The organism is Sulfobacillus thermosulfidooxidans (genome assembly GCF_001280565.1).
Lineage (GTDB): Bacteria > Bacillota > Sulfobacillia > Sulfobacillales > Sulfobacillaceae > Sulfobacillus > Sulfobacillus thermosulfidooxidans_A.
On record NZ_LGRO01000001.1, the window covers coordinates 2827220 to 2849597 of the forward strand.

A 22378-nucleotide genomic window follows, 5' to 3' on the forward strand; every position below is an offset into this window, starting at 1 on the left:
CAATAAATTTGGCAGACGCTCCCGTGCAGAGGTTCGGATTATATTGCCAGGTATTTGGTGTTTGTGGTTTATCAGCACTTCAGACATTTTTCACCACTCTTAAGAATTAGCAAAGAGATTGCTTGTCGTGGTTATTTTCCCATGTGCCTCATGCAACAACATCTAATGGACACAAAACTTTTTTGAATAAAATCGTTCTTGTTATTTCCTGTCGAACCATGGAAATTTATATAATACCCCATGAAGTTAGGGGGATTAGGGCTGTGAATTCTGTTGGAGTCTTTTTAAATTTTCTCTGGGCGATGGCGTTAGTGGTCGCTTTGGCTTACTTTGCGGCCCGGCTATTAAAGAAAATTGGCTGGGGGCGGGTCAGTCAGGCCCATTATCTTCAACAGATTGACTATCTGCCACTGGGTCCCAAAAGAGGGATTGCCCTCGTCCAAATTGCGGACAAGACAGTGGCTTTAGGTATTACCGAGCAAAACATTTCCTTACTGCTGGAAGTAGACGAAGAGGTTATTGCCCAGCAAGCCCCAGCAATTATTGCCATGCAAGAAACGACCTTATCGCAATTTGCGGAGGATTTGTGGCATAAGATTCGGCGTAACGAGGGAAAGTCATGAAAACACGCATCAAAAGAACGCTTTGGGTGCTGGCTACGGTCACCTTAGCCATTTCAACGGGACCATTGGCTTTTGCTCAAGGTCCCCTGATTCCACAAATTTCAGTGAGCACCCACGGGGCAAGTTCGCCGTCTCAGGTCATTAGCATCCTAGCGCTTTTGACCCTGTTGTCGTTTCTACCCGCTATTTTGCTGACGATGACCGCGTTTACGCGGGTGATTACGGTATTGGCTTTTGTGCGCAGTGCTTTAGGACTCCAGCAGACTCCTCCTAATCAAGTGTTAATCGGCTTGGCTCTCTTTCTGACTTTTTTTATTATGGCCCCGACGTTTGGCCAAATTGATCACCAAGCCTTAATCCCTTACTTACATGGACAAATTGGACTTAACCGGGCGGCCATCAAAGCTTTAGATCCTTTACGTGTGTTTATGTATCACCAAACTCGTCCCAGTGATTTGGCCCTATTTTTGCATCTAGACCATGTGCCGCCCCCAAAGAACCTGAGTCAGGTTCCCACGGTGGCCCTTATTCCGGCATTTATCATTTCCGAATTGAAAACAGCCTTTGAAATTGGTGTGTATATTTTTATTCCTTTTATGATTGTCGATCTGGTGGTATCGACCGTGTTGATGTCGTTGGGAATGATGATGGTTCCGCCCACGTTAATTTCACTGCCATTGAAATTATTGTTATTCGTGTTAGCGAATGGATGGAATTTAGTGGTGCAGTCCTTGGTCATGTCCTTTCATGGGGTTAGGTAGGGGGGATATCGATGTTTGACCATGCCATTGCCTTAAGCCAGTCGGCCATGATGACGACGGGGATTATTTTGGCGCCGATATTAATTGCCGCACTTGTCGTTGGTCTATTAGTCGGAATTTTTCAAGCGACCACGCAGATTCAAGAACTCACGCTGTCATTTATGCCCAAATTGATTGTTGTGGGAATCATGCTCTATTTGGCAGGACCATGGTTTCTGAGACTTTTGGTGACCTTTACCCAAAATGATTTATCAACGTTTTGGCATGTGGCATATCTGCCCTAACATACGTACAGAGACAAGGACAAAGGGGTCATAGGCAAGGTCTGTGAGAACGCAATGACATTAACGGTGAGTGCTCAAACTTTAACCCAAGAATATTTTTTGATTGCGGCGCGCATTAGCGGCTTGGTTTTTAGCGCGCCCGTACTCAGTTCCGCCTACTTGCCGAGGATGCTCAAAGTGGCCATTATTATTATGCTCGCAGCCGTGCTGGCGCCGACCCTAAAAATTACAGTCATGCCCTCGTTATTGTGGACTCTGGGACTCGTGATTCAGTTTGCCATTGGGGTTTTAATTGGTCTGATTTTATCCCTATTCCTTTCTGTTTTCGGTATGGCAGGACAGGTGGTCACCTACGAACTGGGCTTAGGGCTCGCCATTACCTCAAATCCTTCGTTGGATACGAGCGGGTCATTCCTATCTGAATGGCAAACGCTTTTGGCCTTATTCGTATTTGTGGGCTCAGGAGGTTTGGAATTGTCTGTCATTGCGCTCCATGCCTCGTTTCAGGCGATTGGTCTTAATGTTATAACCTTTCCTATCCCTGCCTTGTCCTTTGTGGTCGGATTGATGTCAAGCGCGTTGACCATGACGTTACTGGTGGCGTTCCCCTTGATGTTAGCAGGGTTAGTGGTGAACATGGCTGTAGGAATTTTGTCACGCGCTTTTCCCCAAATGAACGCTTATTTCTTGTCTTTACCCGTTAATTTCGGGGTCAGTCTCCTGGTATTTGCGGCGATGATTCCTATATTAGTGGGTATCTTGCCAAACTTTTGGAATCATGCGTTTGTCGACGTGAGTCGGCTGTTGGCGATTTTGGAGGGAAAATCATGATGGTTTTGAGTCTTTACCTTCCTCGTCCTTATTTCGCGTCTGCTGGCGAAAAAAGTCAACAAGCCACTCCCCATAAAAAGCAGCAATTACAAAAACAGGGACAACACTGGAAAAGCCCAGATTTTCAGGCGGCCTTAGCTTTAGCCGTGGGTTTTGTCGTGATTCGTCACTATTTGCCATGGGCTGGAACCAGGTTAGGCGAGATGGAATCGACGGTACTGCAACTAGCCGAAAATCCGCAAGGGGCCATGGCTTCGGCATGGCTTTTAGCATTTTCGGTAATGATCCGCATTCTATTACCCCTGACGCTTCCTTTACTTCTGGCGGGATTATTCGCTAGTAGTCTAGAAAAAGGCTTTAGACTGTCATTCAGCGCCCTTAAAGCGGATATGACCCGTTTGAACCCGGTTGAAGGACTCAAACGCATGTTTTCTCGAGATAGTGTTTGGCAGCTTTTTAAAGGTCTATTAAAAGTGGGAATCATGGGGGCCTTAGCCGCCTGGGTTATTCGCCAACAATTGGCCAATTACGCGGGGCTCATGGTGGAATCCCTCGGTCAAGCGTTAAGTACGTCACTCAATATGTTAAGTCAGGTCCTGTTAGTGATGTCCGTCGCCTTTTTCATCATTGGTGTCTTAGACATGGCTTATCAAGCCTATGCCTTTCAATTGAAAATTCGCATGACCACCCAAGAGGTGCGGGATGAATTGAAAGAAACGGAAGGCAATCCCCAAGTTAAAGGCAAACGGCGGGAAATGGCGCGCCGCATTTGGCGTTCCGGGGTGCGGCAAGTGAAAAATGCACAAGTCGTCATCACCAACCCGACCCACTATGCCGTGGCATTGAAATGGGATGAGAAGATTATGCCGGCTCCCGTGGTGATTGCCAAAGGGGCAGATGAAATGGCTTACAACATCCGCGAAATCGCTATCCGCCATGGGGTGCCGTTGGTGGAAAATCCTCCTCTGGCACGTTCACTTTACGACGTGCCGATTGGCCATGTGATTTTAGAAGAACATTATCAGGCGGTGGCCGATATTTTGGCGTTTTTAATCCGGAAACGCCAGGCTCACCGCATGGAGAGGAGGCGTTAATCCATGGCCAAAAGTCGAGCGTTGTTAAAAGAAGCCTTCGTGCCGGTCGCTGCGGTCATTGCCATCTTAATGCTGGTGATTCCCATCCCTCCCTGGGCTCTTGATTTCTTTCTCATTATCAATATTGCTCTATCGATTGCAGTACTCGTGTCGACGATGTTTATTAATGAAGTGTTGGATTTGTCCGTGTTTCCTTCTCTTTTGCTCTTGACCACGTTATTCCGGTTGGCCCTTGAGGTGACGGCGACTCGCCTCATATTACTGTCAGGCGATCCCGGCTCGGTCATTCAGACCTTTGGCCGGCTCGTTGTGGGGAATAACGTGGTGGTCGGTATCATTATTTTCATCATTCTTATCGTCATCCAATTCATGGTCATTACTCGAGGGGCCGAAAGAGTGAGTGAAGTCGCTGCCCGGTTTACACTCGATGCCATGCCGGGGAAACAAATGGCCGTGGATGCGGAACTGAATGCCGGTTTAATTCGTGAGCAAGAGGCTAAAAAACGGCGTCAGGATATTGAGCGAGAGGCAGATTTTTACGGGGCCATGGATGGTGCCTCGAAATTTGTGCGCGGGGATGCCATCGCTGGAATCATCATCGTCTTTATCAATATTATCGGAGGCCTGATTATTGGTCTTTCGGAAAGACATTTAGCTATTGCTACCGCACTTAACACTTATACGATATTAACGATTGGGGAAGGTATTACCACCCAAATTCCTGCGCTCTTATTATCCACCGCGACAGGAATTCTTGTCACCCGTTCGGGATCACAAGGGACCCTCAACAAAGATGTCTTAAATCAGCTGACGCAATTGCCGCGGGTCTTATACATTGTCGCCATTGTGCTGTTTTTAATGGCCGCCTTAGGACTGCCGCCGTTTGTTCCGCTTTTGTTAGGATCTATAGCGTTTTATGGCGGATGGCAAATCGAACAGCGGCAAAAAGCACAAAAAGCTCAAGAAATTGCGCGGCAAAATCAGCAAAATCAAGAATTGGCCAAGAAACCGGAAGCGGTCATGCAATTAATTGGCTTTGATGTGATTGAGCTCGAGGTCGGTGTGGGTTTGGTGCCCTTAGTCGGCGGCCAAGCCGGTCAAGACTTAAGAGACCGGATTATGGCGCTGAGACGGCAAATCACGGCCGAACTCGGCCTGGTTGTGCCCCCTGTCAGGGTCCGCGACAGTTTAGAACTCACCTTGAATCAATACCGCATCCGCATTCGGGGGGCGAGTGTCGCCACCTCTGAAGTCCGGCCCGATCGGTTTTTGGCAATGGGAGGCCAGGAACTTGGCATCGATGGCGCGATTCTCACCAAGGATCCGGTTTTTGGGCTGCCCGCCTATTGGATTCGTGAGGACGCCCGCGACCGGGCGGAATTGGCTGGAGCCACCGTCATTGATGCGGGATCGATTTTGGTGACACATTTAGCCGAAGTGATTCGTCACCACGCGCATGAAATTCTTGACCGTGAAGAAGTCAAGAAACTGGTGGATTACGTTAAATTAACGCATCCTGTCGTTGTTTCCGAACTGATTCCTGATCTCCTGACACTGGGTGAAGTTGAACGTGTCTTAGCCAATTTACTGAGGGAGAAAGTGTCCATTCGCGATATGCCGACCATTTTAGAAGCCTTGGCGGATGGAGCGAGGACGACACGGGATATCGATCTCTTAACCGAACAGGTAAGGCAGCAGCTATCCCGTCATATTACCGAACCGTTAATTAAGCAAGGATTTTTGCATGCGGTGGTGTTATCCCCGGCAATTGAGCAAGAAATGAAAGCGGCCTTAGAGCAAACCGACCGGGGGACTTATTTGAACCTCGATCCCACGATTGCCCAAAAAGTCGTAAATGCTCTCAATACCCAGCTTTCGAAGTTGCCGCAAGGCGTTCCCAAAGTGGTGATTTCATCACCCTATGTGCGCTTGTACTTTAAGCGTTTGACTGAACGGCTCTTTAAGGACTTGACCGTTTTGTCCTATGCCGAAATTCAAAGTGATGTCGGAATTAAGACAATGGGAGTGGTAGAAATATGATTGTGAAACGCTTTACGGGCCAAACTGTCGAAGAAGCCCTCATCCGGGCAAAATGGGAATTAGGCGATGAGGCCGTGCTATTATCTTCAGGTCCGGCCAAAGATCGCTGGTGGAAATTTTGGGAACGGGGTTATCAGGTGTTAGCAGCCACTGATTATCCTCTGCCCTCGTCAACAACGGCACCTGATCGCGTGCGGGACACCGAGAGTTCCCGGCCGGAAATTGCTGTAACCAGCACATCGTCCGAACCAGAAATTCGTGATGAGCGGTTAGAAGAAATAATGGCTTTATTAACACAAATGGATAAAAAAATATCCCAGGTTAGTACGCCCCGTAAAGGCAAAGAACATCCGCTTTTTACGCATTTGTTATCGCTGGAAGTGGATGAGAAATGGGCGAGAGAATTAACGGGATTCCTGCCTAAGGGCGAAAAAGATGCGCAGTTAAGCAAGTTACTAGAGATTTTGAAAGAGCGTATTGTGCTCGCTCCTCCTCTAACTGGGGATACCCCACATATTGTCGTGTTTATTGGCCCGACAGGAGCCGGAAAAACCACGACGATTGCTAAGCTTGCTAGCAAATTGGGTTTAGAAGAGGGCAAGAGCGTTCTTCTGATCACGACAGACACCTTTCGGGTTGCAGCCTCCGAACAACTCCAGACCTTCGGCAGCATTTTAGATGTTCCCGTGGTGATTGCCAAACGACCTCAAGATGTTCCCAAGTTTATTCAAGATTATCCGGCCGATGTGGTCTTGATAGACACGCCCGGAAATAGCATTAGTGAACCGATGGGGATACGCTCGGGACTCAGTGTGGTGAAACATGCGAAAGCGACGGAAGTTCTCTTGTGCATGCCCGCAACCTATTCTCGTTCATTGTTTGTGGATACGGCGAAAAAACTGTCCCAAGATATTCCCGTCTCATTATGCTTAACCAAGGTCGATGAGGCCTTAGTTCCCGGTCCCATCCTTTCCGCTTTATTAGAGTTGAAAAAACCGGTGATGTATGTCACCACCGGTCAACAAGTTCCTCATGACATTGAAAGTGCCGAAGAAGGTCAGTTAATGTCGTGGTTGGTTAAAGGGGGCGCTTATCATGGCTGAGCAGGCCGACCAGCTGCGCGCCTGGATAAAACGCCAAAGCGCCAAAGTGCAAGACGAGGTCTTCGAGCGGCGGAGTCAAGGTGGTCGTATTGTGGCTGTGACATCGGGAAAAGGAGGTGTCGGAAAAAGTCAACTGACCTTGAATTTGGCTATCGCCTTACAACAAAGAGGACAACGGGTCGTGATATTAGATGCCGATTTGGGCCTTGCCAATATCAATATTCTCTTGGGCTATGAACCCAGCTTTACTTTATGGGATGTGGTGCAAAAACGCGTGCATATGAAAGATGTGCTCCAACAAGGGCCGCTAGGACTGCGCATTATTCCTGGAGCTTCAGGCATAAGTCAATTGGCCTCGCTCGATGAGGTGGAAATCTCCGACATCATAGAAGGATTTCAGGACCTGGAGGGCGAATGTGATTGGTTATTGGTGGACACAGGGGCTGGCATTGCTGCTAATGTGCTGTCATTTGTGCTAGCTGCGGATGAAGCATTAGTGGTAACCAACCCTGAACCTCCAGCATTGGCCGATGCCTATGGCTTGATTAAATCGATTTGGGAGTCACAAGGACATGTTCGCTTGCAACTTGTGATGAACCGCAGCAAGTCCTTAAAACACGGAGAAGAAATGGGAATGCGTGTGATTAACTTGGCGGAACGCATGTTAAATCAACCCGTGGGATTCTTTGGCGTTGTCCGGGAAGATATGCATGCTCAACAAGCTGTGTCCCGCCAGCAGCCCTTGATTCTCTTGTACCCCAATTCTATGGCTGCGCAAGATATTGGAGATTTAGCCGATCAGATGATTTACCGCATTAAGCCGCCCAAACGGGGACGCTGGGGGCACTTTGTCCACCGCATGAGCTCGTTGTGGTCTTCCTTGCCGAAGGAATTCGGATAAAGGGCGAATAGAGCTGGTTATGAGAAATTCACACAGCGATAGCAAGGGAAACCAGAAAAACGAGACGGATATGAAAGGTTGTGAGGATGATGAATGCGCTCTATACCGGTGCCGCTGGTTTATTAACGCAGCATCAAGTGCTCGAAACGGTGGCAGGTAATCTGGCCAATCAAAATTCTTTGGGATATTTAGCCCAGCAGAGTCAAGTGGTCGGTCTATTACCGGAAACGGTGATGGGGCAAGGGCGCTTGGGTATGGTCCCCATTGGGCAGGTGATTACCGAGCAGGCTGTTGTATCGGGAGTGAATTTGACCCCGGGTCAGGTGCGAACGACGGGCCATTATACGGATTTGGCGATTATGGGCCAAGGCTTCTTTGTGGTTAAGACCCCAAAGGGATTGGCTTATACCCAAGACGGACGGTTCTCGGTCAATGCTCAAGGCCAGCTGGTTACGGCTTCGGGCGCTTTTGTATTGTCCTCTAATGGACAGCCGATTAACGTGGGCCTTACGCCGTTTTCGGTCAATGCTCAAGGACAAATTACGCAAAACGGTCAGGTGGTGGCCACTCTAGGATTGGTTGATTTGCCCAATCAAGGTATTAAGGCGCTCGGCAATAGTCTGTACCAGGCGCCTAGACGCTTGCCTTTTACCGGTCAAGTGATGCAAGGAGCGGTTAATACATCCAATGGCAATATGACGCAAGAAACTATGACGATGTTGGAAGCTGAACAGACTTACCAGTCTTTAACCACCCTCATTAACGAAGAAAGCAGTCGCTTAAAGACGGCGGCGTCTCTCAGCATTATTGCCTAGTGAAGAGGAATTAAGGCGGAGAACGCCCAGTTCTTAAAGGTTCTGTTGTTGTCAAGCCGTAACAGATCTTGGGAGTTGAAGGAGGAATCAACCGTGTTTAGTGTCATGAGTGCGGGCACGAGTGGTCTAGAAAGCCAAAATTTGTGGCTTAATGCCATTGCTACGAATATCGCCAATAACCAGACGCCGGGATTTGGTGAACGCGTTAGCGTTCTTGCATCCAGTTCGGGAGAAAAGCTTAGATCGGCATTTCGATCCGTGGGTAATCAAATCATTGAGCCGTCATTGTCCCTGACCTCAGGAGCCCACCTTGAAGAAAATGTACCCGTTTTTTCCAATCAGGTAATGGCGACATCCAATCCCCATGATGTGGCTATTGATGGTAACGGGTTTTTTGTGGTGAAAACCGCCAATGGCTCTTTAGGTTACACGCGGGCAGGAACACTGCAAATCGACAGTCAAGGCCATTTGGAATTGCCTAACGGCAATGTGATGTATCCCCCCATCACCATTCCCGCTGGGTCGAGTTGGTATGTGACCCCAGATGGCACGGTGATGGCGGGGTTGCCGGGTCAAGCTTTTAAACCCGTGGGGCAGCTGCAAGTTGCTTTGATACCCAATCCGGCCGGGTTGATTAGCTCAGGCTACAATCTCTATGGTTTAAGCGTGGCGAGCGGTACGCCGGTGCTGGTCAAACCGGGCCAAAATGGGGCGGGGCTCTTGCAAACATCTGCACTGAATGCCAGTGGGGTCAATATGGCTTCGGAATTAACCGATTTAATCCAAGCGCAAGGGGCCTATCAAATGAATGCCAAAATTCTCGCCATCTCCCAAAGTTTAGATAAGGGGTTGACCCAAATTATCACTTAGGTGCTTTCTGGCGAGGATGCCAAGGCTTGATAGGCGGACAAGACCTTTTGCACATAATCTTGGGTCTGTTGGTAAGGCGGAATGCCTCCAAAGTGGTCTACGGCTCCAGGACCGGCGTTATAAGCAGCAAGAGCTAAGGTCAAATCGCCGTGGAAATTGTCTAAAAGGCTCTTGAGATACTCGGCACCGCCTAAAATATTTTGTTCAGCATTATAGGGATTAACGCCTAAGGACTCAGCAGTTTGTGGCATGAGTTGCATGACCCCAATGGCGCCCGCTGAGCTTATTGCCGCAGGATTTAACGACGATTCCACCATCGCTACGGCCTTTAACAAGGCAGGCGATAATCCGGTACTTAAAGCCGCTTGTTGGATGGCTTGGTCAATCCCAGCAGAATTATTGGCTCCTGAGAGGTTCGCTTGGGGAGATGGTGGCAAGACCTGATTGGTGATATCGGATAACAGGTTTTGAAAGGGGGAATTGGAATTCGATGAGGATGGCTGAAACTCGTTAAACAATAATGTTTCCAAAGCCCAAAACAATAATGGTTCCATAATACGTCTACTCCTCCTTGGTTTCAGTGTACAGGGAGTCATGACGGAACCTGTAAATTTTAGATGGATTTTTCAAGGAGGATTTCATTGTGAAAAAAATATTGAGCTATTTTTTAATTTTTCTTTTGGGTGCCGGTTCGGGGGCGGCCGCGCTGATTTTTGGTGATCCCTCATTGTTAAGCCATAGTCCCAAGCCCGTGGTGGCGTCTTTGCCTTACAATCCGCTTACGGCAATTTCTGTGACCGAGACAGGGATTGAAAGTAATCTCGGCAGTTCAGGGCATTATGTGAGTTTTAATGTGGAATTCAACGTGACCAAACAGGCGTTAACGGCTCAAGGTGGGTCGCCTACGGCAGCTACAGGGGGAACGGGAACCGGTTCTCCAGAACTGGATGCCAAGATTCGCAATGATCTGATTACCTTGGCTCGGAGCACTTCGTATCAAGAATTTACGCAATCCGGTGGGATTTCGACTTTCAAAAATCAGGTGCGAGAGGTCTTGGAGTCCATTTTTGGTCCGGGAACCATTGGGCCGATTTATTTTTCATCACTGATGACGCAATAAGTTTATTCAATCACCGAACAGTGATTTTTCAGGAGGAACCCGCAAATGAATAAAATCATGGGGAGAACCTGCAATAGAAGGGGATGAGATGGATGGGACTGGTCAAAGATCTCAAAGAGGTACGTCCCTACGATTTTCAAAGGCCACACCAGCTAAGCCGCCTACAACTTGACGCCATTACTTTAATGATGGAATCGTACCTGCGGATGGCTTCGAACTTCCTCTCCACCTATTTGAGGACACCCGTGCAGATCCAACATATCAGTACTGAACAAATGCCTTATGAGCAGTATGTCGAAGGGGTTACTATTCCAAGCGTGCTGGCCTTATTTACTATCAATCAATCGGGTTCTGGACTCCTCGAGAGTTCACCGGAAGTGACTTTAGCGATTATTGATCGTGCTTTAGGAGGCCCGGGTTTCGGTCATTTTCCCACTCGGGAATTAACCGAGATTGAACAGACGATTTACCGGCGGATTATGGAACGCTTGTTGAGCTTGCTGGGTCAAAGTTGGTCGTCTTTGATGCCGTTTGAAGCCCGTATCGATACCATTGAATATAATCCGGCGTTTACCCAAATATCCTCGGAAGGGGATTTAGTGGTCGTGCAGCAACAACAAATTTCTATTGACAGCCACAAAGGGATTTTGTCATGGGTGTGGCCATATCCGGCCATTGAGCCTTTTGCTCTCATGCTGGGACGCCATGCCTTGGGACGTGAAGACGATCAAGATGTCAAGCCGAAAACCCAAGAGATGCTAAAGCTCTTGAGCCGCAGTGCGGTTCGCGCCGATGTCGTTTTGGGCCGCACCACGATTTCTTTGGGCGAATTTCGCCAGTTGAAACCGGGTGATGTTATCATTTTAAAAAATCGTTATGACAAGCCGTTAACCTTGTCTTTGGCCAATCAAGAAAAATTCCATGTTGTGGCGGGTAAAGTGGGAGGCCATTTAGCTGTCCGAGTGACAGGACGCGTTAATCCAAATGACCAAGAATGATGGCGAAACGGGGATGCAACAGAATAAAGGAGATTATCTCATATGAGTGAGAATAAGGGACGTTTAACCAAAGAAGAATTGCAGGCATTAACCGAAGGATTGGACGATCATTCAGGGCTTGAGGCCCGCCCGGTAGAATTTGCGGATTTAGATGTGCCTCCGAAACCGGACCGGCCTGTTTCGCCCGTGGATTTCCTTTGGGATGTTCCTATGGATGTTGAGGTGGTCTTAGGCAGTACCGACTTATCCGTACAAGACGTCTTGGAAATTGGTCCGGGATCGGTCATTGAGTTAGAGCGGGCTTACGGGGAACCGGTTGATGTGTATTTAAATGGCCGCATTGTCGCCAAGGGTGAAGTGGTCATTATCGGCGAACAATTTGGTGTGAAGATTACGGAGATTTTGGCTTCTTTTCCTGGGGACGAAGAGGAGTCTTCGGATTAGAAGCCGTTAAATCGTTTAAAGTTTCGGGAGGCACAGACAACGACGCCATTTGATTATGTTGCTGGGCTTGAAAGAGCTCCTCGCGCATCACGGTGATGTGGCGGGGAGCTTCAATACCTAATTTCACTTGATCGCCTTGAATGCCTAAAACAATAATGCGAATTTCTGCATTGCCAATTATGAGCGCTTCATCAATTTTACGGCTGAGCACCAGCATTATTTTGGGCCTCCCCAAACAAGGGATATTCAAACGGATACGGTAAGGATAACACAAATTGGCCGCCATGCCGTGTCTGCCGATTAAAGATCAAAGGGCTTTTGAGATTGGCAGTGGCATAAAGTCCTTGGCCATTTTTTGATTGACCTACCGTACATATACATAGAATAGCCCAAAATTCGGGATTGCCCAATCCGGAAACTTCTTCCTCTGGTACCACATAATCGGGTTTAAATGTGAGCGGATCTATCACAATAAAGGCGAGTTGAGGATCGGTCACCGATTGCAAATACAGGAAGGGACTCTCGGGATGATGGGGCAACAATACAAATTGGCGATGTTTAGCAAAGCCTAATATTTCTTGGTCCATCACCAAAATATCTGATGCGGATATAGTTATTTCTCCATGAAACCGGGTTTGAATGGTCTCTTTGGTAATCATCTGTAAGACTCCCTTTTGGCATCCCCTGAATTTTAGGGATGAATGAAATTGAGCAGAGACAACGGCAAAATTTGCGCACCACTCTGTAACGCAGCCTGATAGGCTTGTTCCTCTTGGGCCAACTGAACTGTCACAGACGCCATATTAGCCCCAGAAATTTGCGCAATGGTTTGATTGAGATTGAAACTCAAGCTTTGTAACTGGGTTTTCGTCTGGTTAACCCGTTCTAATCGTCCCCCAACAATGCTTTGAGCGGTAGAAAGATAGCCCTGATCAGTTTTTAGTGTGCTGATATAAGCTTGAGAGGTAGATGCTCCTTGGGTAATGGCAGATTGTAGCCCGCTGAGGTCGTTATAGATGGTAGCAAAATAATTGGAACCACTGGGCTGGCCGACGTTTTCATTCCCCGTTAGATTCACTGTGACCGAACTACTTTCACCGATTTGAAATGTTTGAAGTTGCTGGGTGGTAGGAAAATTGGTTATTCCAGAAGAAGAAATCGGGGCTGTTTGGCCATTGTAACCGTTAAAAATGTATGTTCCTTCATAACGCGTGTTGAGAAGCTGCCCGAGTGCCTTTTGAGCTTGCTGAACTTGAATTGCTAACGCTTCCCGGTCTGTTGCTGTCAGCGTGTTATTAGAAGCTTCCACTGCGATATTTAAGATTTTTTGCCAAATTGTCTGCATGTTTTGTAATGCGCCACTGGTGGTGTTAAGCCAATTTTGAGCCTGGGTCGCCGCTGTTTCATAGGCTTTGGTTTGAGCTAAAGCAGTATTTAAATTCATGGTGGCTGTCACCCGGCTTGGACTGTCTGATGGGACTTGAAATCTTTGACCGGTGGACACTTCTTCTTGTAATTGCCCAATCCGTTGATATTGGGTTTGCACGTTTTGAAGTAACGTGTTCATTAAAACGATGGGGGTAATTTCCATGACACATCGCTCCTATCAGAATGGTTTCGCATGACACGTGTATGAAAGTTAGCCAACTGCTTGTAGTAAGCTGGTCATGATCGTTTGTTCGACACTGACCAGCTGTGCGGCGGCCTGGTAACTTTGTTGTTCTTGAATGAGATGCGCCGACGACTGATTGAGATCGACCCCCGTTGCAGACTGCCTAGCATTTCTTAATGCCTGTAAGGTGGCATTGGCACTGTTATATTGGGTCTCGGCATGTTGGCCGTCATTGCCCACTTGTCCAACAAGATTCGTGTAATACTGGCTAAAAGTGTAATTGCCCAATGATGATTGGGTATCATAGACCAAATTGGCCATGGCCTCAGCGTTGCTGCCATCATTGGGAGCATTGGGATTTGACGCTGCTGCAATCCCTTGAATGGTCAGTTGGGGATTGACTTGAATATTACTGGCCGTAATGATTCCGGAAGCAGGAACCACAAAGAAATCACTACCTTTTTGATTACTGTTAAGCTGATAGCCCTGGGTTTGTTGACTGTTGACAGCATTGGCCACGGATTCGGCCAGTGTATTCAATTGAGATAAATAGTTGGGAATGTCGGTTCCTCCCGCCTGAAGAAGACCCGCTAATTCACCATTGGTGAGCCCTGTTGAACTGTTTAGAGGCTGAGTCGTGTTATTCCAATAAACTTGATCGACCCCGGGGGGTGAGGCACTAGGTCCAGTGGAAAGGGAATAGGCCTTTTGATTAACAACTAACGCATTGCTCCCTAGGTAAATGTTTACCGTTTGATCAGGATTTACCGTATACGATATATTGACCAATTGGCTTAATTGGTCCATTAAAAGCCCACGCTGATCAAGTAATGCATTGGCAGTTCCCCCTGATCCCGTAACGTTAGCTATTTCCGTATTGAGTTTTGCAATTTGGGTCGTGATGGTGTTGATTTTTCCCACCATGCTAGTCACGGAATTATTAAGATTTTGGATTTCTTGATTCAATTCGCTACTCATGGTGTTAAATGTACTGGCTAAAGATTTTCCCTGTTCGAGAACGGCTTGACGTGCGGAGAGACTACTCGGCGTTTGGGACAAGGTGAGCCAAGCATTAAAGAAGTTTGTCATTGCTTCCGATAAACCGCTAGCCGAAGGCTCTTGGAAGACATTTTGAATTTGGGACAGCGCAGTATTCAGGCTTTTCCAATAACCCATGGACCCAAATTGGGTTCGAACGCTCCGCGATAAAAATGCATCTTGGGCGCGTAAAATGGCATCGACACTGACTCCTTGACCTTGTAAGGTGCCGTTTAGATTGGCGGAAGGAATAGGGGGTGTTTCAACCAGGTCGGCTGTCTCCCTGCGATAACCGGGCGTGGTGGCATTAGCCATGTTGTTGCCGGTTACTTCCATAGCCAGTTGTTCTGCAGCCAAACTGCGACCAGCAATATTCAAAATGGTAAAGGACATGTCGAGGTCTTCTCCTTTTTACAAATCGATATTAATGGCTTGAGTATGGGAATTCCCGATGAGCATTCGCACAAAGTCACAATATCCTAATTGGGTTTGCAAAACGTCGTGCAAAAATTTTGTCCGCTCCTGCCACCGCATGGCATGTTGACCAATAACTTTCCGTTGTGCCGGGCTTAATGTGGCGAGATCTAACAAATGTTGGTTGATGTAATTAAGGGAATCTAATTCCTCTTGTAACAACTGGACCAGGCGATTTGAATTACGACTTGTCGCTGCATCAATTTTTTGTTCAGTTAAGGCTTCTAAGGTCATGAGATGTTTCATTAAGGCATCGAATTCGTTCATGGCTCTCCTGTCCTGACAATCACATCAAAATGTCACATAATAAACCGCGAATCAGTTCTAACCGTTTCATCACAATGTGAAGAGGTGACGGGCTCATTAACGATTGACGTAAACGCTCTAATTCCTTATTGACGACCTGAACGCGCACTAGGTAGCGAAACTGGCCTAATGGAGAAAAATAGGCGCCAGCTTTAACCTGATGTGCCTTTAACGCTTCTTCCAAAAGATCCTTCACCGTCTTCACATACCGGTTCACACTCTCAAGACTCAACTGGGCAATGACTTGTTTTTCTTGGGCATCCAGTCTTGCCCAGATGGATGATTCATTAGACGACGCGAGTGGTCTCGAAACCATTTTGTCTGTCATTTGAGATTGAGTCATTCGTGAATTCATCGACAGTCTTTTGGCCTGCATAGATTCATTGTACGGGTAACCATAAGGAGAGTCGAAATTTAGCGGGGAATTTGGGGTAAAAAAAGTTGGTGAATGGTAGATTTTTGAAGGAAATCTGTCAAAAAATCGCGAATTCTAAAGGTTAATGAACAACACTACAACATAAAAAGAGGGTAATTCCGATGAGAGAGGAAGCCGAGCAGATAATTCTCGATCGCATTGCAAAACTTAAACGAGAACTCGATCGAATTTATGCCAGGACTTTGGACATATATAATCGTGATTTGATAGCAGTGAGCAATGAAGTTGATCAATTATTGGTACGGTACCTGCGTAGGGAGCCGTTAATTGCCGACGAAACAGAATCAATGGCTAGTGACTAATGTCTTTTAATTTGGGGAATGGCTACCCCAAAAGGGCTTCTTGACCATGCTTTTGCCAGTATTGTTGGACAGATACAACATATTCATCGATTTCCTGGCTTACAGCGAGGACATCAGGATCGAGATTGCCTTTAATTTTAGCTAAGGTACTTAGCACACCTTGTAGTAACCGGATATGCTCAATAGCCCGGCGATAATCGCTGGAATTCCGCAAGGGATACACGGCTTGTCTCTCCTTTCGAATTATTGACTGAAAAGAGTATACCACGATCCCGGTAATAAGCAAGATCGTGGTATATTTGGTATAATCTGTTAGTTATTTCATGCCGAGTTGTTGCTTGACCCAGTATGCGAAAATTTCGGCTGGTCCGACGCCGTTTTGACGTGCCGTCTTGCGGAATTGATCGAACATCTTAAAGACTTCCGCCTGAGCTTCTGCATGTCCTTCTGTCGGTTTGACAGACACATGAATACCTTCAGGATTTTTTTCTATACTAAAGTCATAGCCAGCAAGACGTGCCTTGCGGATCATAGAATTCCCTCCTTATAAGCTTTGGATTCATGAGGTCGACTGTTGATAATAATTAGTGTAACATAGAAGATCCTAGATTGTGTGAGATGATTTTGATACCTTAAGTTGTTGACATTTTAAGGCTCTCTACCTATAATGATCGTTGTGCATTGAAGACATATCTGCCGCGGGGTAGAGCAGCCAGGTAGCTCGTCGGGCTCATAACCCGGAGGTCACAGGTTCAAATCCTGTCCCCGCAACCATGGCGGCGTAGCTCAGTTGGTTAGAGCACACGGTTCATACCCGTGATGTCGGTGGTTCGAATCCACCCGCCGCTACCATAAATGCTTTGGGCGCGTAGCTCAGTTGGTAGAGCAGCTGACTCTTAATCAGCGGGTCCACGGTTCGAGCCCGTGCGCGCCCACCATACAAAACAAAACACCGCAAGCGATTGCGGATTTTTTTATTTTGCGCGGATTGGCCTCGAAAACCAATCCATCGACATGAGCGGATGAGCAAGGTGATTCAAGAGCCATTTTACGGATATGTCGTGACACTCTCTTATGGCATCAACTTGTCCACAAATTGCTAAGAATACAGACCGTTTGCTGGCTCTCCGGGTAATCTGGGAGTGCATGCATGTATGTTTGTTAGCTGTCTTCATGTCTTCATTGGACCAGAAAACCAAAATAAGCAGCCCTTCCCTGAGTGTCGCGCCCACGGGTATGGAGAATAATTAACCCGATATGGCGCAGGGTGTATTTCGTCGCCATGGCGTCAGCGCGTAATCCCTACGAACGAGATGGCTCTGCATTTCTATCGGAAATGGGAACTCGGCAAGGTTAGGGAAGAACAGCCTCAACACGTCAGGTGGGGCTCGGCGAAGGCAGTATTCGGTTGTATTATGCAAGAGTTGACATAATCAATAAACTACAAGAATGCTCGCGCATCGGATATACATTCGTCCCCACTAGCGGTGACAGCAGAGGCAGATCATGACAAAATAGGTGGCAGAGACTTCTATCAATGACAAAGGTGGTTGCCATGTCCTTAAACCGTCATCGCGCCCGCGATTTGGCGTTGCCGCAATATCGGGAGGATCTTCTTGCCGCTATTACCCGCGACGTGACCAGCGATTCCCGAGTTCGTGCGGCGTTCGTGGGAGGCTCACTGGGGACAGGAGATACGGACCTTTACTCGGACATTGACCTGCGGGTTGTGGTAGATGCTGAGGATATCGAAAACTTTGTGGCGAACAAAATGGTGCGCCCTCAGCGGTGGGGGTCCGTCCTTTTCTACGAAGATTTGGGTCCGCACGTCGCCCATACAGTGGCGCATTTTGAAGGCTTCATCAAGGTCGATTGCTTCTATTACCGCGTGGCCCAGTTGACGCCATCTTTCACCTTGCAAAACGTCCGCATTCTCCACGATCCCGACGGTCTTGTACGAGACGTAACCCGTCGCTCCCAGTCGTTCACCTACTACCCGTCGGCAGCTGAAGTGGCACGCTGGCGCTATAAAGTGCTGGCGTACGCTCATGAGGTCTACCGGGGGTGCCGGCGCGATGAATTATCCTATGCGCGGGAGATGCTCATTGGACTCGCCGGGTATGCGATGGCGGGATGGCATATGGAAGCCGGACGTTGGCCCGACCTGTGGGCGAACTGGGCGAAAGCGGAAGGTCCGCGGTCGGTTTTGACTGCGCGCCAACAAGCCTGGATTAGCGCGTGGCATCCACCGTGGAGCGGGCCGGCTATGATGGACATCATGGCCACGATGGAACCGGAACTGTCCCGCCTGAATGATCGGCTCAGCGAATGGACCGGGTGCGATCCGGACCACCAGGTATGGCAGCAAGGGTGGGACATGGTGACATAATTGGCCGAGAATCCGCTACGCCTTGCTAATGCATTTTCGGCTGCAAGTCTCCTGCAAGGATTCTGGGAGCGACAGATCGAATGCAAGCAGGAACGCACGACTCTCGGATGCGTCGGACCGCGGGAACTCATGCATATCGGAGTGGACTTGGACAATACCGAGGTGGAAGGCACGACCGTGCATTTAGTCACTTATAATCGCGTGTCGGGTCAGGCGAAGACGGTGGCGGATGCCGATGATTTTCACCTTATAGCGCTTCTTTTCCAGCGATAGCAGAACTGTCCAATGACGGCGTGGGTCGAACGGGCTTACAATGACCAGGTCATGAAAATGTTGGGCCCGTCTGGCTAAGAACCTTCCAGGTAATGGAAAAGAGGGTCCCCCGGTCGCGCCTGCGGGAGCAGTTTGACCCGAACGCCTTCGGGAGCCACAGATTGTCGCCTCTTCGGAGAGCACGTAGAGCAGAGTCGAGGTCCTTAGATGATCTTGAGCGGACCGGCGTATTCCGGCATCTAGCGAGTGGGAAGGCGGTGAACGTGCCGACGACCGCTATCGTCGAAACGAGAGGTAGCCATTTTTTTCGTGGGGCGATCTCTGAGTAGGTTTGCGCATCTATCGAGCACATCAACGGGTAGTACCTAGAAAGAGTTGAGTATACTACATAGTGTGTATGCAGGTCTTTCAGAGCATCAGAGCAGAGGATTCGATGCTAAGAGAACCTGGAAGGAACCATCGAAAAAATTCTATACTCATAGCAACCTGAAAGGGGCGACCTCAACCCATTGAGGGGAATAGGGACGGGAAGGCATTTGACTGGAACAATCGTGCTGCTCTTCTGTCTATCGGTGTTTGCCTTGGTGTCAGGCTTTAACGAGGGAGGGAACCTTATCGCCACCTTTCGCAGCAGCAGAATCATTCCCCGGCGGCGCATAGCCCCACTTCTGCTTGTAGCGATTGGTATGGGGCCGGTCATCTTTGGCACCGCTGTTTCGAGGACGATGGCGCTAGAAGTGATTCACTTTCCCTGGACAGGTTCAATTTTCTTAGAGAAAGCCTAAGATTCACGGATCCTAGGGATCGCTGAAAAGGTGAAAGTTCCCCCGAATGAACAAGCCCAGAAACGTCATATCTTACTTTCCGCACGTGGCGGGAACAAAAAAAATTATTTTTTTTGGGCTGATCGCAAAGGAGATTGTGTCTCGCATGGCGAAGTAATCTCTTATGAACACACCCATGCCGACACCCGTTGTTGTGGGGGCTGGACCGGTCATCCGAGCCCTCTGTGAGGAAATTGGATTCGTCGAGGCCATAAATCAGACCGTTGCGTGGGATTCGCAGCGTTGCCACCTGTCGCCCGGCGAACGGATTTTCGCGCTCGTCGTCAATTTGCTGACCGCTCGTCGACCTCTGTATCGCGTCCACGAGCCATTGCAGTTAACCGATGTGCCCTTGTTGTTTGGATCCGGCCGCACCGCGGCCGATTTTACGGATGATGCCCTCGGACGGGCTCTGGATAAAGTCGCCGCTGCCGGTGGCGCCACCGTCTTCAGTGCCGTTGCAACGCGAGCGCTCTTGCACGACCACGTGTGGACGCCCGATAGTCCGGTGTTTGTCCACTGGGATAGTACGACCCGCTCGGTCTATGGCACGTATCCGGACACCGGATCCGAGACCGGAGTGCATCCCACCTATGGCCATTCCAAGGATCATCGTCCCGATCTGCGTCAAATTCTCCTGACGCTGTTGGGGACCCGAGAAGGCATTCCGGTGGTAGGCACGGTGCAAGACGGGAATCTGAGTGATAAAACCCTCAATGCCGAGATGATTGCGGCCTTAGACGATTACTTTTCGCCTCAGCAACTGCAACAACTGGTCTACGTGGCCGATTCCGCTCTCATCACAGGTCCTAACTTAAAGGCAATGGCTGACCGTTCACTCCGCTTTCTCTCGCGTTGTCCGGAAACATTTCGGGCTGCGCACGATGCGAAGACGGCCGCCTTGGCGGCCAACGCCTGGGTTCCCCTCGGCAAAATCGGGGAGCGTGCCGATGCGGCCACCTACGCGGCCGCAGAACAGACCGGCGAAATTGAGGGCCGATCCTATCGGCTCGTGGTTTATCGCTCCGATCATCTAGCTGAGCGGAAAGCTCACACCATTGCCCGCCAGGTCGAACGGGCCCATAACCAGTTAACCCGGGCGGCGACTCGCCTCGCGGAGACCGTGTTTGCCTGTGCTCATGATGCCGAAGCGGCCGTGGCCGCTTGGCGGGCCACCGCCCCATGGCATCATGTCGAGGCGACGGTTGTCGCGGAAACGCAGGTCCCCAAACGCACAACCCGCGGGCGTCCCCGCCACGATGCCCCCGAACCGGCTACCACCACGGTATACCGGGTCCATCCCACCATTGGGGCAGTCGATGCGCAACGCGTGCAGGCGGCACAGGACCGGGCGGCGACGTTTGTCTTAATCACCAATCTGCCGGCCTCCTCCTTTGATGCCCGCCGATTACTCGAAGAATACAAAGGCCAGACGGTCATCGAACACCGTTTTCGCTTTTTAAAAGACCCGGCCTTTGTGGATGCGCTCTATGTGCAAAAGCCGGAACGGGTGGAAGCCCTAGGTTATGTGCTCTTGCTCGCCGCCTTGGTGCTCAGTCTCATCGAACGTCGGGCCCGGCAGGCCCCGCCCCTTCCCACGCCGACTCGCGGTCTGTTGGCGCGGCCCACCGGGCAGGAGGTGTTACATCATCTGCGCGGACTGATTGTCGTGCCGCTGGATGCCCAGACTCGTCAACTCTTTGTTCCGGCGGTTCATACCCAATCGGTGGCGGCCATTTTGGCCGCATTAGGTTTTACGGACACGATTTACACGCAGGTGCCCCCTAGACCCTCGGGATAAATTCCACGGCTTTCACCCATCACGTGCGGAAGAGGAGTCATATACCCTCTTATACAGATGTGAATATTCTGCGAGCCTCTGGTAACTTCAAAAGGGAATTAATTCATTCTTGTAGTTCTCACACCTGTGTGGTCCTCTTACATGGTGTTCATAGCCACTTGACCGTAATCAATTATCACCGGCCCATCATCCGTGAAGGTTGATCTTTCGCAAAAATTGCGGCAAGATGCCCTCAGAGGAATCGATCAAGGAGATGCTATGGGACGCTGGGCACTGACATGGGAGCGCATACGCCGTAAGGCTTTGAGTCATTTGCGATTACTCGCGATGCAAGTCGAATGGCGACGGCGCAACGCGCACAATCTTACATTACCGGTTAATGTTTTTCCAATCGATCGGGTTACGGTAGGACATCATACTTATGGTTCTCTTCAAATTCACACATGGGGCGATCCGTCAGAAACATTGTCGATTGGCAACTACGTCTCCATTGCACGTGGAGTACAGTTTCTTTTGGGTGGCAATCACGACTATAGGCGGCTCTCGACTTATCCCATGGAAACCATGGTGCTTCATTTGCGGTCCTTTGAAGCCTTGACGAAAGGTCCGATTCAAGTGGGAGATGATGTGTGGCTGGGAATGGATGCGATGATCCTGTCCGGTGTGACGATCGGTCAAGGCGCTGTGGTGGCGGCTCGTAGCGTGGTTACCCAAAGCATTCCTCCCTATGCTATTGTGGCCGGAAATCCTGCTCGTATTCTACGCTACCGCTTTCCTGACCATATCATCGCTATCCTATCAACCATCGACTATAGTCAGTTAGATGATGAGTTGATTAAAGAACATTCGAGTCTGTTTACTGCTCCCGTCACCGAAGACACGCTTGTCCAGTTGGGAAAGCTGCCACGGCGAAGACCAACAGACTAACAGGGATTAGTCCTGTAAATTTATGACATTTTATATCATGGTTTCCGTCGCTTAATTAGGCATGTGACGAATTGTATTGGATTCTGCCTTGTGCTTTAGTGTATTATGAATA

28 protein-coding genes and 3 tRNA genes are annotated in these 22378 nt (G+C 49.0%); 22 read left to right on the plus strand and 9 right to left on the minus strand.

Annotated features, from left to right (window positions below; all coding sequences use genetic code 11):
• The first annotated feature begins 263 nt into the window (after nucleotides 1–263).
• The 10 genes from fliO (at nucleotide 264) to AOA63_RS13805 (ending at nucleotide 9322) form a co-directional block, all read left to right on the plus strand.
• The gene (gene fliO, locus AOA63_RS13760) at nucleotides 264–623 is read left to right on the plus strand and encodes a flagellar biosynthetic protein FliO (protein WP_171822727.1); all 360 of its coding nucleotides are present in this window, start codon (nucleotides 264–266) and stop codon (nucleotides 621–623) included.
• The gene (fliP, locus tag AOA63_RS13765; RefSeq protein WP_053960245.1) at nucleotides 620–1384 is read left to right on the plus strand and encodes a flagellar type III secretion system pore protein FliP; all 765 of its coding nucleotides are present in this window, start codon (nucleotides 620–622) and stop codon (nucleotides 1382–1384) included. The genes fliO and fliP overlap by 4 nt, the downstream gene beginning before the upstream one ends.
• 11 nt (nucleotides 1385–1395) lie before the next feature.
• On the plus strand, nucleotides 1396–1668 hold the full coding sequence (locus AOA63_RS13770) for a flagellar biosynthetic protein FliQ (protein WP_053960246.1): 273 nt from the start codon (nucleotides 1396–1398) through the stop codon (nucleotides 1666–1668).
• A gap of 54 nt (nucleotides 1669–1722) precedes the next feature.
• On the plus strand, nucleotides 1723–2499 hold the full coding sequence (locus AOA63_RS13775; protein ID WP_053960247.1) for a flagellar biosynthetic protein FliR: 777 nt from the start codon (nucleotides 1723–1725) through the stop codon (nucleotides 2497–2499).
• A complete protein-coding gene (locus AOA63_RS13780; RefSeq protein WP_053960248.1) occupies nucleotides 2496–3593 on the plus strand; it encodes an EscU/YscU/HrcU family type III secretion system export apparatus switch protein in 1098 nt (365 codons plus the stop codon). Before AOA63_RS13775 ends, AOA63_RS13780 begins: the two co-directional genes overlap by 4 nt.
• A 3-nt stretch (nucleotides 3594–3596) precedes the next feature.
• Complete coding sequence (gene flhA / locus AOA63_RS13785; protein WP_053960249.1) at nucleotides 3597–5633, plus strand: flagellar biosynthesis protein FlhA; 2037 nt, start codon at nucleotides 3597–3599, stop codon at nucleotides 5631–5633.
• Nucleotides 5630–6736 carry a flagellar biosynthesis protein FlhF gene (flhF, locus tag AOA63_RS13790; RefSeq protein WP_053960250.1) on the plus strand — a complete coding sequence of 369 codons (1107 nt, stop codon included), beginning with the start codon at nucleotides 5630–5632 and terminating at the stop codon, nucleotides 6734–6736. Before flhA ends, flhF begins: the two co-directional genes overlap by 4 nt.
• Nucleotides 6729–7637, plus strand: coding sequence for a MinD/ParA family protein (locus tag AOA63_RS13795; RefSeq protein ID WP_053960251.1), 909 nt, complete (start codon nucleotides 6729–6731; stop codon nucleotides 7635–7637). The genes flhF and AOA63_RS13795 overlap by 8 nt, the downstream gene beginning before the upstream one ends.
• Nucleotides 7638–7723: 86 nt before the next feature.
• Complete coding sequence (locus AOA63_RS13800) at nucleotides 7724–8452, plus strand: flagellar hook-basal body protein (protein ID WP_242848342.1); 729 nt, start codon at nucleotides 7724–7726, stop codon at nucleotides 8450–8452.
• Between the two features lie 93 nt (nucleotides 8453–8545).
• The gene (locus tag AOA63_RS13805; RefSeq protein WP_053960253.1) at nucleotides 8546–9322 is read left to right on the plus strand and encodes a flagellar hook-basal body protein; all 777 of its coding nucleotides are present in this window, start codon (nucleotides 8546–8548) and stop codon (nucleotides 9320–9322) included.
• Here the strand turns inward: AOA63_RS13805 and AOA63_RS13810 are convergent.
• A complete protein-coding gene (locus AOA63_RS13810) occupies nucleotides 9319–9876 on the minus strand; it encodes a lytic transglycosylase domain-containing protein (RefSeq protein WP_053960254.1) in 558 nt (185 codons plus the stop codon). The genes AOA63_RS13805 and AOA63_RS13810 overlap by 4 nt on opposite strands.
• Before the next feature lie 89 nt (nucleotides 9877–9965).
• Between AOA63_RS13810 and AOA63_RS13815 the strand changes: the two genes are divergently transcribed.
• The 3 genes from AOA63_RS13815 (at nucleotide 9966) to fliN (ending at nucleotide 11884) form a co-directional block, all read left to right on the plus strand.
• Nucleotides 9966–10442 carry a flagellar basal body-associated FliL family protein gene (locus AOA63_RS13815; RefSeq protein WP_053960255.1) on the plus strand — a complete coding sequence of 159 codons (477 nt, stop codon included), beginning with the start codon at nucleotides 9966–9968 and terminating at the stop codon, nucleotides 10440–10442.
• Between the two features lie 83 nt (nucleotides 10443–10525).
• Nucleotides 10526–11440, plus strand: a complete 915-nt coding sequence (locus AOA63_RS13820; RefSeq protein WP_082343979.1) for a flagellar motor switch protein FliM — start codon at nucleotides 10526–10528, stop codon at nucleotides 11438–11440.
• Between the two features lie 42 nt (nucleotides 11441–11482).
• Nucleotides 11483–11884 carry a flagellar motor switch protein FliN gene (fliN, locus tag AOA63_RS13825; RefSeq protein WP_053960257.1) on the plus strand — a complete coding sequence of 134 codons (402 nt, stop codon included), beginning with the start codon at nucleotides 11483–11485 and terminating at the stop codon, nucleotides 11882–11884.
• On the opposite strand, the gene csrA is transcribed toward fliN, so the two are convergent.
• Genes csrA through AOA63_RS13855 form a run of 6 tightly spaced genes read right to left on the minus strand, consistent with a single transcriptional unit; the run spans nucleotide 11832 to nucleotide 15630 of the window.
• Nucleotides 11832–12101, minus strand: coding sequence for a carbon storage regulator CsrA (csrA, locus tag AOA63_RS13830; protein WP_053960258.1), 270 nt, complete (start codon nucleotides 12099–12101; stop codon nucleotides 11832–11834). The genes fliN and csrA overlap by 53 nt on opposite strands.
• Nucleotides 12082–12543, minus strand: coding sequence for a flagellar assembly protein FliW (fliW, locus tag AOA63_RS13835; protein WP_053960259.1), 462 nt, complete (start codon nucleotides 12541–12543; stop codon nucleotides 12082–12084). The genes csrA and fliW overlap by 20 nt, the downstream gene beginning before the upstream one ends.
• 32 nt (nucleotides 12544–12575) lie before the next feature.
• Complete coding sequence (flgL, locus tag AOA63_RS13840) at nucleotides 12576–13475, minus strand: flagellar hook-associated protein FlgL (RefSeq protein ID WP_053960260.1); 900 nt, start codon at nucleotides 13473–13475, stop codon at nucleotides 12576–12578.
• 48 nt (nucleotides 13476–13523) lie between these two features.
• Nucleotides 13524–14927, minus strand: coding sequence for a flagellar hook-associated protein FlgK (flgK, locus tag AOA63_RS13845; protein ID WP_053960261.1), 1404 nt, complete (start codon nucleotides 14925–14927; stop codon nucleotides 13524–13526).
• Nucleotides 14928–14945: 18 nt separating this feature from the next.
• The gene (locus AOA63_RS13850; RefSeq protein WP_053960262.1) at nucleotides 14946–15275 is read right to left on the minus strand and encodes a hypothetical protein; all 330 of its coding nucleotides are present in this window, start codon (nucleotides 15273–15275) and stop codon (nucleotides 14946–14948) included.
• Between the two features lie 19 nt (nucleotides 15276–15294).
• Nucleotides 15295–15630, minus strand: a complete 336-nt coding sequence (locus tag AOA63_RS13855) for a DUF327 family protein (protein WP_171822728.1) — start codon at nucleotides 15628–15630, stop codon at nucleotides 15295–15297.
• A 221-nt stretch (nucleotides 15631–15851) separates the two neighbouring features.
• On the opposite strand from AOA63_RS13855, the gene AOA63_RS13860 reads away from it, so the two are divergent.
• Nucleotides 15852–16052: a hypothetical protein gene (locus tag AOA63_RS13860; RefSeq protein WP_053960264.1), complete on the plus strand. Its 201-nt coding sequence runs from the start codon at nucleotides 15852–15854 to the stop codon at nucleotides 16050–16052.
• Nucleotides 16053–16074: 22 nt separating this feature from the next.
• On the opposite strand, the gene AOA63_RS13865 is transcribed toward AOA63_RS13860, so the two are convergent.
• Nucleotides 16075–16275, minus strand: coding sequence for a Spo0E family sporulation regulatory protein-aspartic acid phosphatase (locus AOA63_RS13865; RefSeq protein ID WP_053960265.1), 201 nt, complete (start codon nucleotides 16273–16275; stop codon nucleotides 16075–16077).
• 93 nt (nucleotides 16276–16368) lie between these two features.
• Entirely contained in the window at nucleotides 16369–16584 is a 216-nt protein-coding gene (locus AOA63_RS13870; RefSeq protein WP_053960266.1) for a hypothetical protein, read from the minus strand.
• A gap of 165 nt (nucleotides 16585–16749) precedes the next feature.
• On the opposite strand from AOA63_RS13870, the gene AOA63_RS13875 reads away from it, so the two are divergent.
• From AOA63_RS13875 to AOA63_RS13910, 8 genes are all read left to right on the plus strand, one after another.
• Nucleotides 16750–16826 (plus strand) — tRNA-Met (locus AOA63_RS13875).
• Between the two features lies 1 nt (nucleotide 16827).
• Nucleotides 16828–16904: transfer RNA gene (locus AOA63_RS13880), tRNA-Met, on the plus strand.
• A 10-nt stretch (nucleotides 16905–16914) separates the two neighbouring features.
• Nucleotides 16915–16990 (plus strand) — tRNA-Lys (locus AOA63_RS13885).
• A 599-nt stretch (nucleotides 16991–17589) separates the two neighbouring features.
• Complete coding sequence (locus tag AOA63_RS13890; protein ID WP_082343981.1) at nucleotides 17590–18441, plus strand: aminoglycoside 6-adenylyltransferase; 852 nt, start codon at nucleotides 17590–17592, stop codon at nucleotides 18439–18441.
• The gene (locus tag AOA63_RS19830; protein WP_053960267.1) at nucleotides 18442–18714 is read left to right on the plus strand and encodes a hypothetical protein; all 273 of its coding nucleotides are present in this window, start codon (nucleotides 18442–18444) and stop codon (nucleotides 18712–18714) included.
• Between the two features lie 536 nt (nucleotides 18715–19250).
• Nucleotides 19251–19499, plus strand: coding sequence for a hypothetical protein (locus AOA63_RS20060; protein ID WP_053960268.1), 249 nt, complete (start codon nucleotides 19251–19253; stop codon nucleotides 19497–19499).
• Nucleotides 19500–19674: 175 nt separating this feature from the next.
• Nucleotides 19675–21339 carry an IS1634 family transposase gene (locus AOA63_RS13905; RefSeq protein ID WP_171822756.1) on the plus strand — a complete coding sequence of 555 codons (1665 nt, stop codon included), beginning with the start codon at nucleotides 19675–19677 and terminating at the stop codon, nucleotides 21337–21339.
• Between the two features lie 192 nt (nucleotides 21340–21531).
• Nucleotides 21532–22266, plus strand: coding sequence for a CatB-related O-acetyltransferase (locus AOA63_RS13910; protein WP_139061618.1), 735 nt, complete (start codon nucleotides 21532–21534; stop codon nucleotides 22264–22266).
• Nucleotides 22267–22378: the final 112 nt, after the last annotated feature.

What these genes read in the sequence shown, in the direction of transcription:
- AOA63_RS13890 (WP_082343981.1), top strand. Translation starts at nt 17,590, where the DNA reads ATGACAAAGGTGGTTGCCATGTCCTTAAACCGTCATCGCGCCCGCGAT.
- AOA63_RS13770 (WP_053960246.1), top strand. Translation starts at nt 1,396, where the DNA reads ATGTTTGACCATGCCATTGCCTTAAGCCAGTCGGCCATGATGACGACG.
- AOA63_RS13780 (WP_053960248.1), top strand. Translation starts at nt 2,496, where the DNA reads ATGATGGTTTTGAGTCTTTACCTTCCTCGTCCTTATTTCGCGTCTGCT.
- fliP (WP_053960245.1), top strand. Translation starts at nt 620, where the DNA reads ATGAAAACACGCATCAAAAGAACGCTTTGGGTGCTGGCTACGGTCACC.
- flgL (WP_053960260.1), bottom strand. Translation starts at nt 13,475, where the DNA reads ATGGAAATTACCCCCATCGTTTTAATGAACACGTTACTTCAAAACGTG.
- flgK (WP_053960261.1), bottom strand. Translation starts at nt 14,927, where the DNA reads ATGTCCTTTACCATTTTGAATATTGCTGGTCGCAGTTTGGCTGCAGAA.
- AOA63_RS13810 (WP_053960254.1), bottom strand. Translation starts at nt 9,876, where the DNA reads ATGGAACCATTATTGTTTTGGGCTTTGGAAACATTATTGTTTAACGAG.
- AOA63_RS13905 (WP_171822756.1), top strand. Translation starts at nt 19,675, where the DNA reads ATGCCGACACCCGTTGTTGTGGGGGCTGGACCGGTCATCCGAGCCCTC.
- AOA63_RS13850 (WP_053960262.1), bottom strand. Translation starts at nt 15,275, where the DNA reads ATGAACGAATTCGATGCCTTAATGAAACATCTCATGACCTTAGAAGCC.
- csrA (WP_053960258.1), bottom strand. Translation starts at nt 12,101, where the DNA reads ATGCTGGTGCTCAGCCGTAAAATTGATGAAGCGCTCATAATTGGCAAT.
- flhA (WP_053960249.1), top strand. Translation starts at nt 3,597, where the DNA reads ATGGCCAAAAGTCGAGCGTTGTTAAAAGAAGCCTTCGTGCCGGTCGCT.
- fliN (WP_053960257.1), top strand. Translation starts at nt 11,483, where the DNA reads ATGAGTGAGAATAAGGGACGTTTAACCAAAGAAGAATTGCAGGCATTA.
- AOA63_RS13795 (WP_053960251.1), top strand. Translation starts at nt 6,729, where the DNA reads ATGGCTGAGCAGGCCGACCAGCTGCGCGCCTGGATAAAACGCCAAAGC.
- AOA63_RS13855 (WP_171822728.1), bottom strand. Translation starts at nt 15,630, where the DNA reads ATGGTTTCGAGACCACTCGCGTCGTCTAATGAATCATCCATCTGGGCA.
- AOA63_RS13820 (WP_082343979.1), top strand. Translation starts at nt 10,526, where the DNA reads ATGAGATGGATGGGACTGGTCAAAGATCTCAAAGAGGTACGTCCCTAC.
- AOA63_RS13860 (WP_053960264.1), top strand. Translation starts at nt 15,852, where the DNA reads ATGAGAGAGGAAGCCGAGCAGATAATTCTCGATCGCATTGCAAAACTT.
- AOA63_RS13800 (WP_242848342.1), top strand. Translation starts at nt 7,724, where the DNA reads ATGATGAATGCGCTCTATACCGGTGCCGCTGGTTTATTAACGCAGCAT.
- AOA63_RS13775 (WP_053960247.1), top strand. Translation starts at nt 1,723, where the DNA reads ATGACATTAACGGTGAGTGCTCAAACTTTAACCCAAGAATATTTTTTG.
- fliW (WP_053960259.1), bottom strand. Translation starts at nt 12,543, where the DNA reads ATGATTACCAAAGAGACCATTCAAACCCGGTTTCATGGAGAAATAACT.
- AOA63_RS13870 (WP_053960266.1), bottom strand. Translation starts at nt 16,584, where the DNA reads ATGATCCGCAAGGCACGTCTTGCTGGCTATGACTTTAGTATAGAAAAA.
- flhF (WP_053960250.1), top strand. Translation starts at nt 5,630, where the DNA reads ATGATTGTGAAACGCTTTACGGGCCAAACTGTCGAAGAAGCCCTCATC.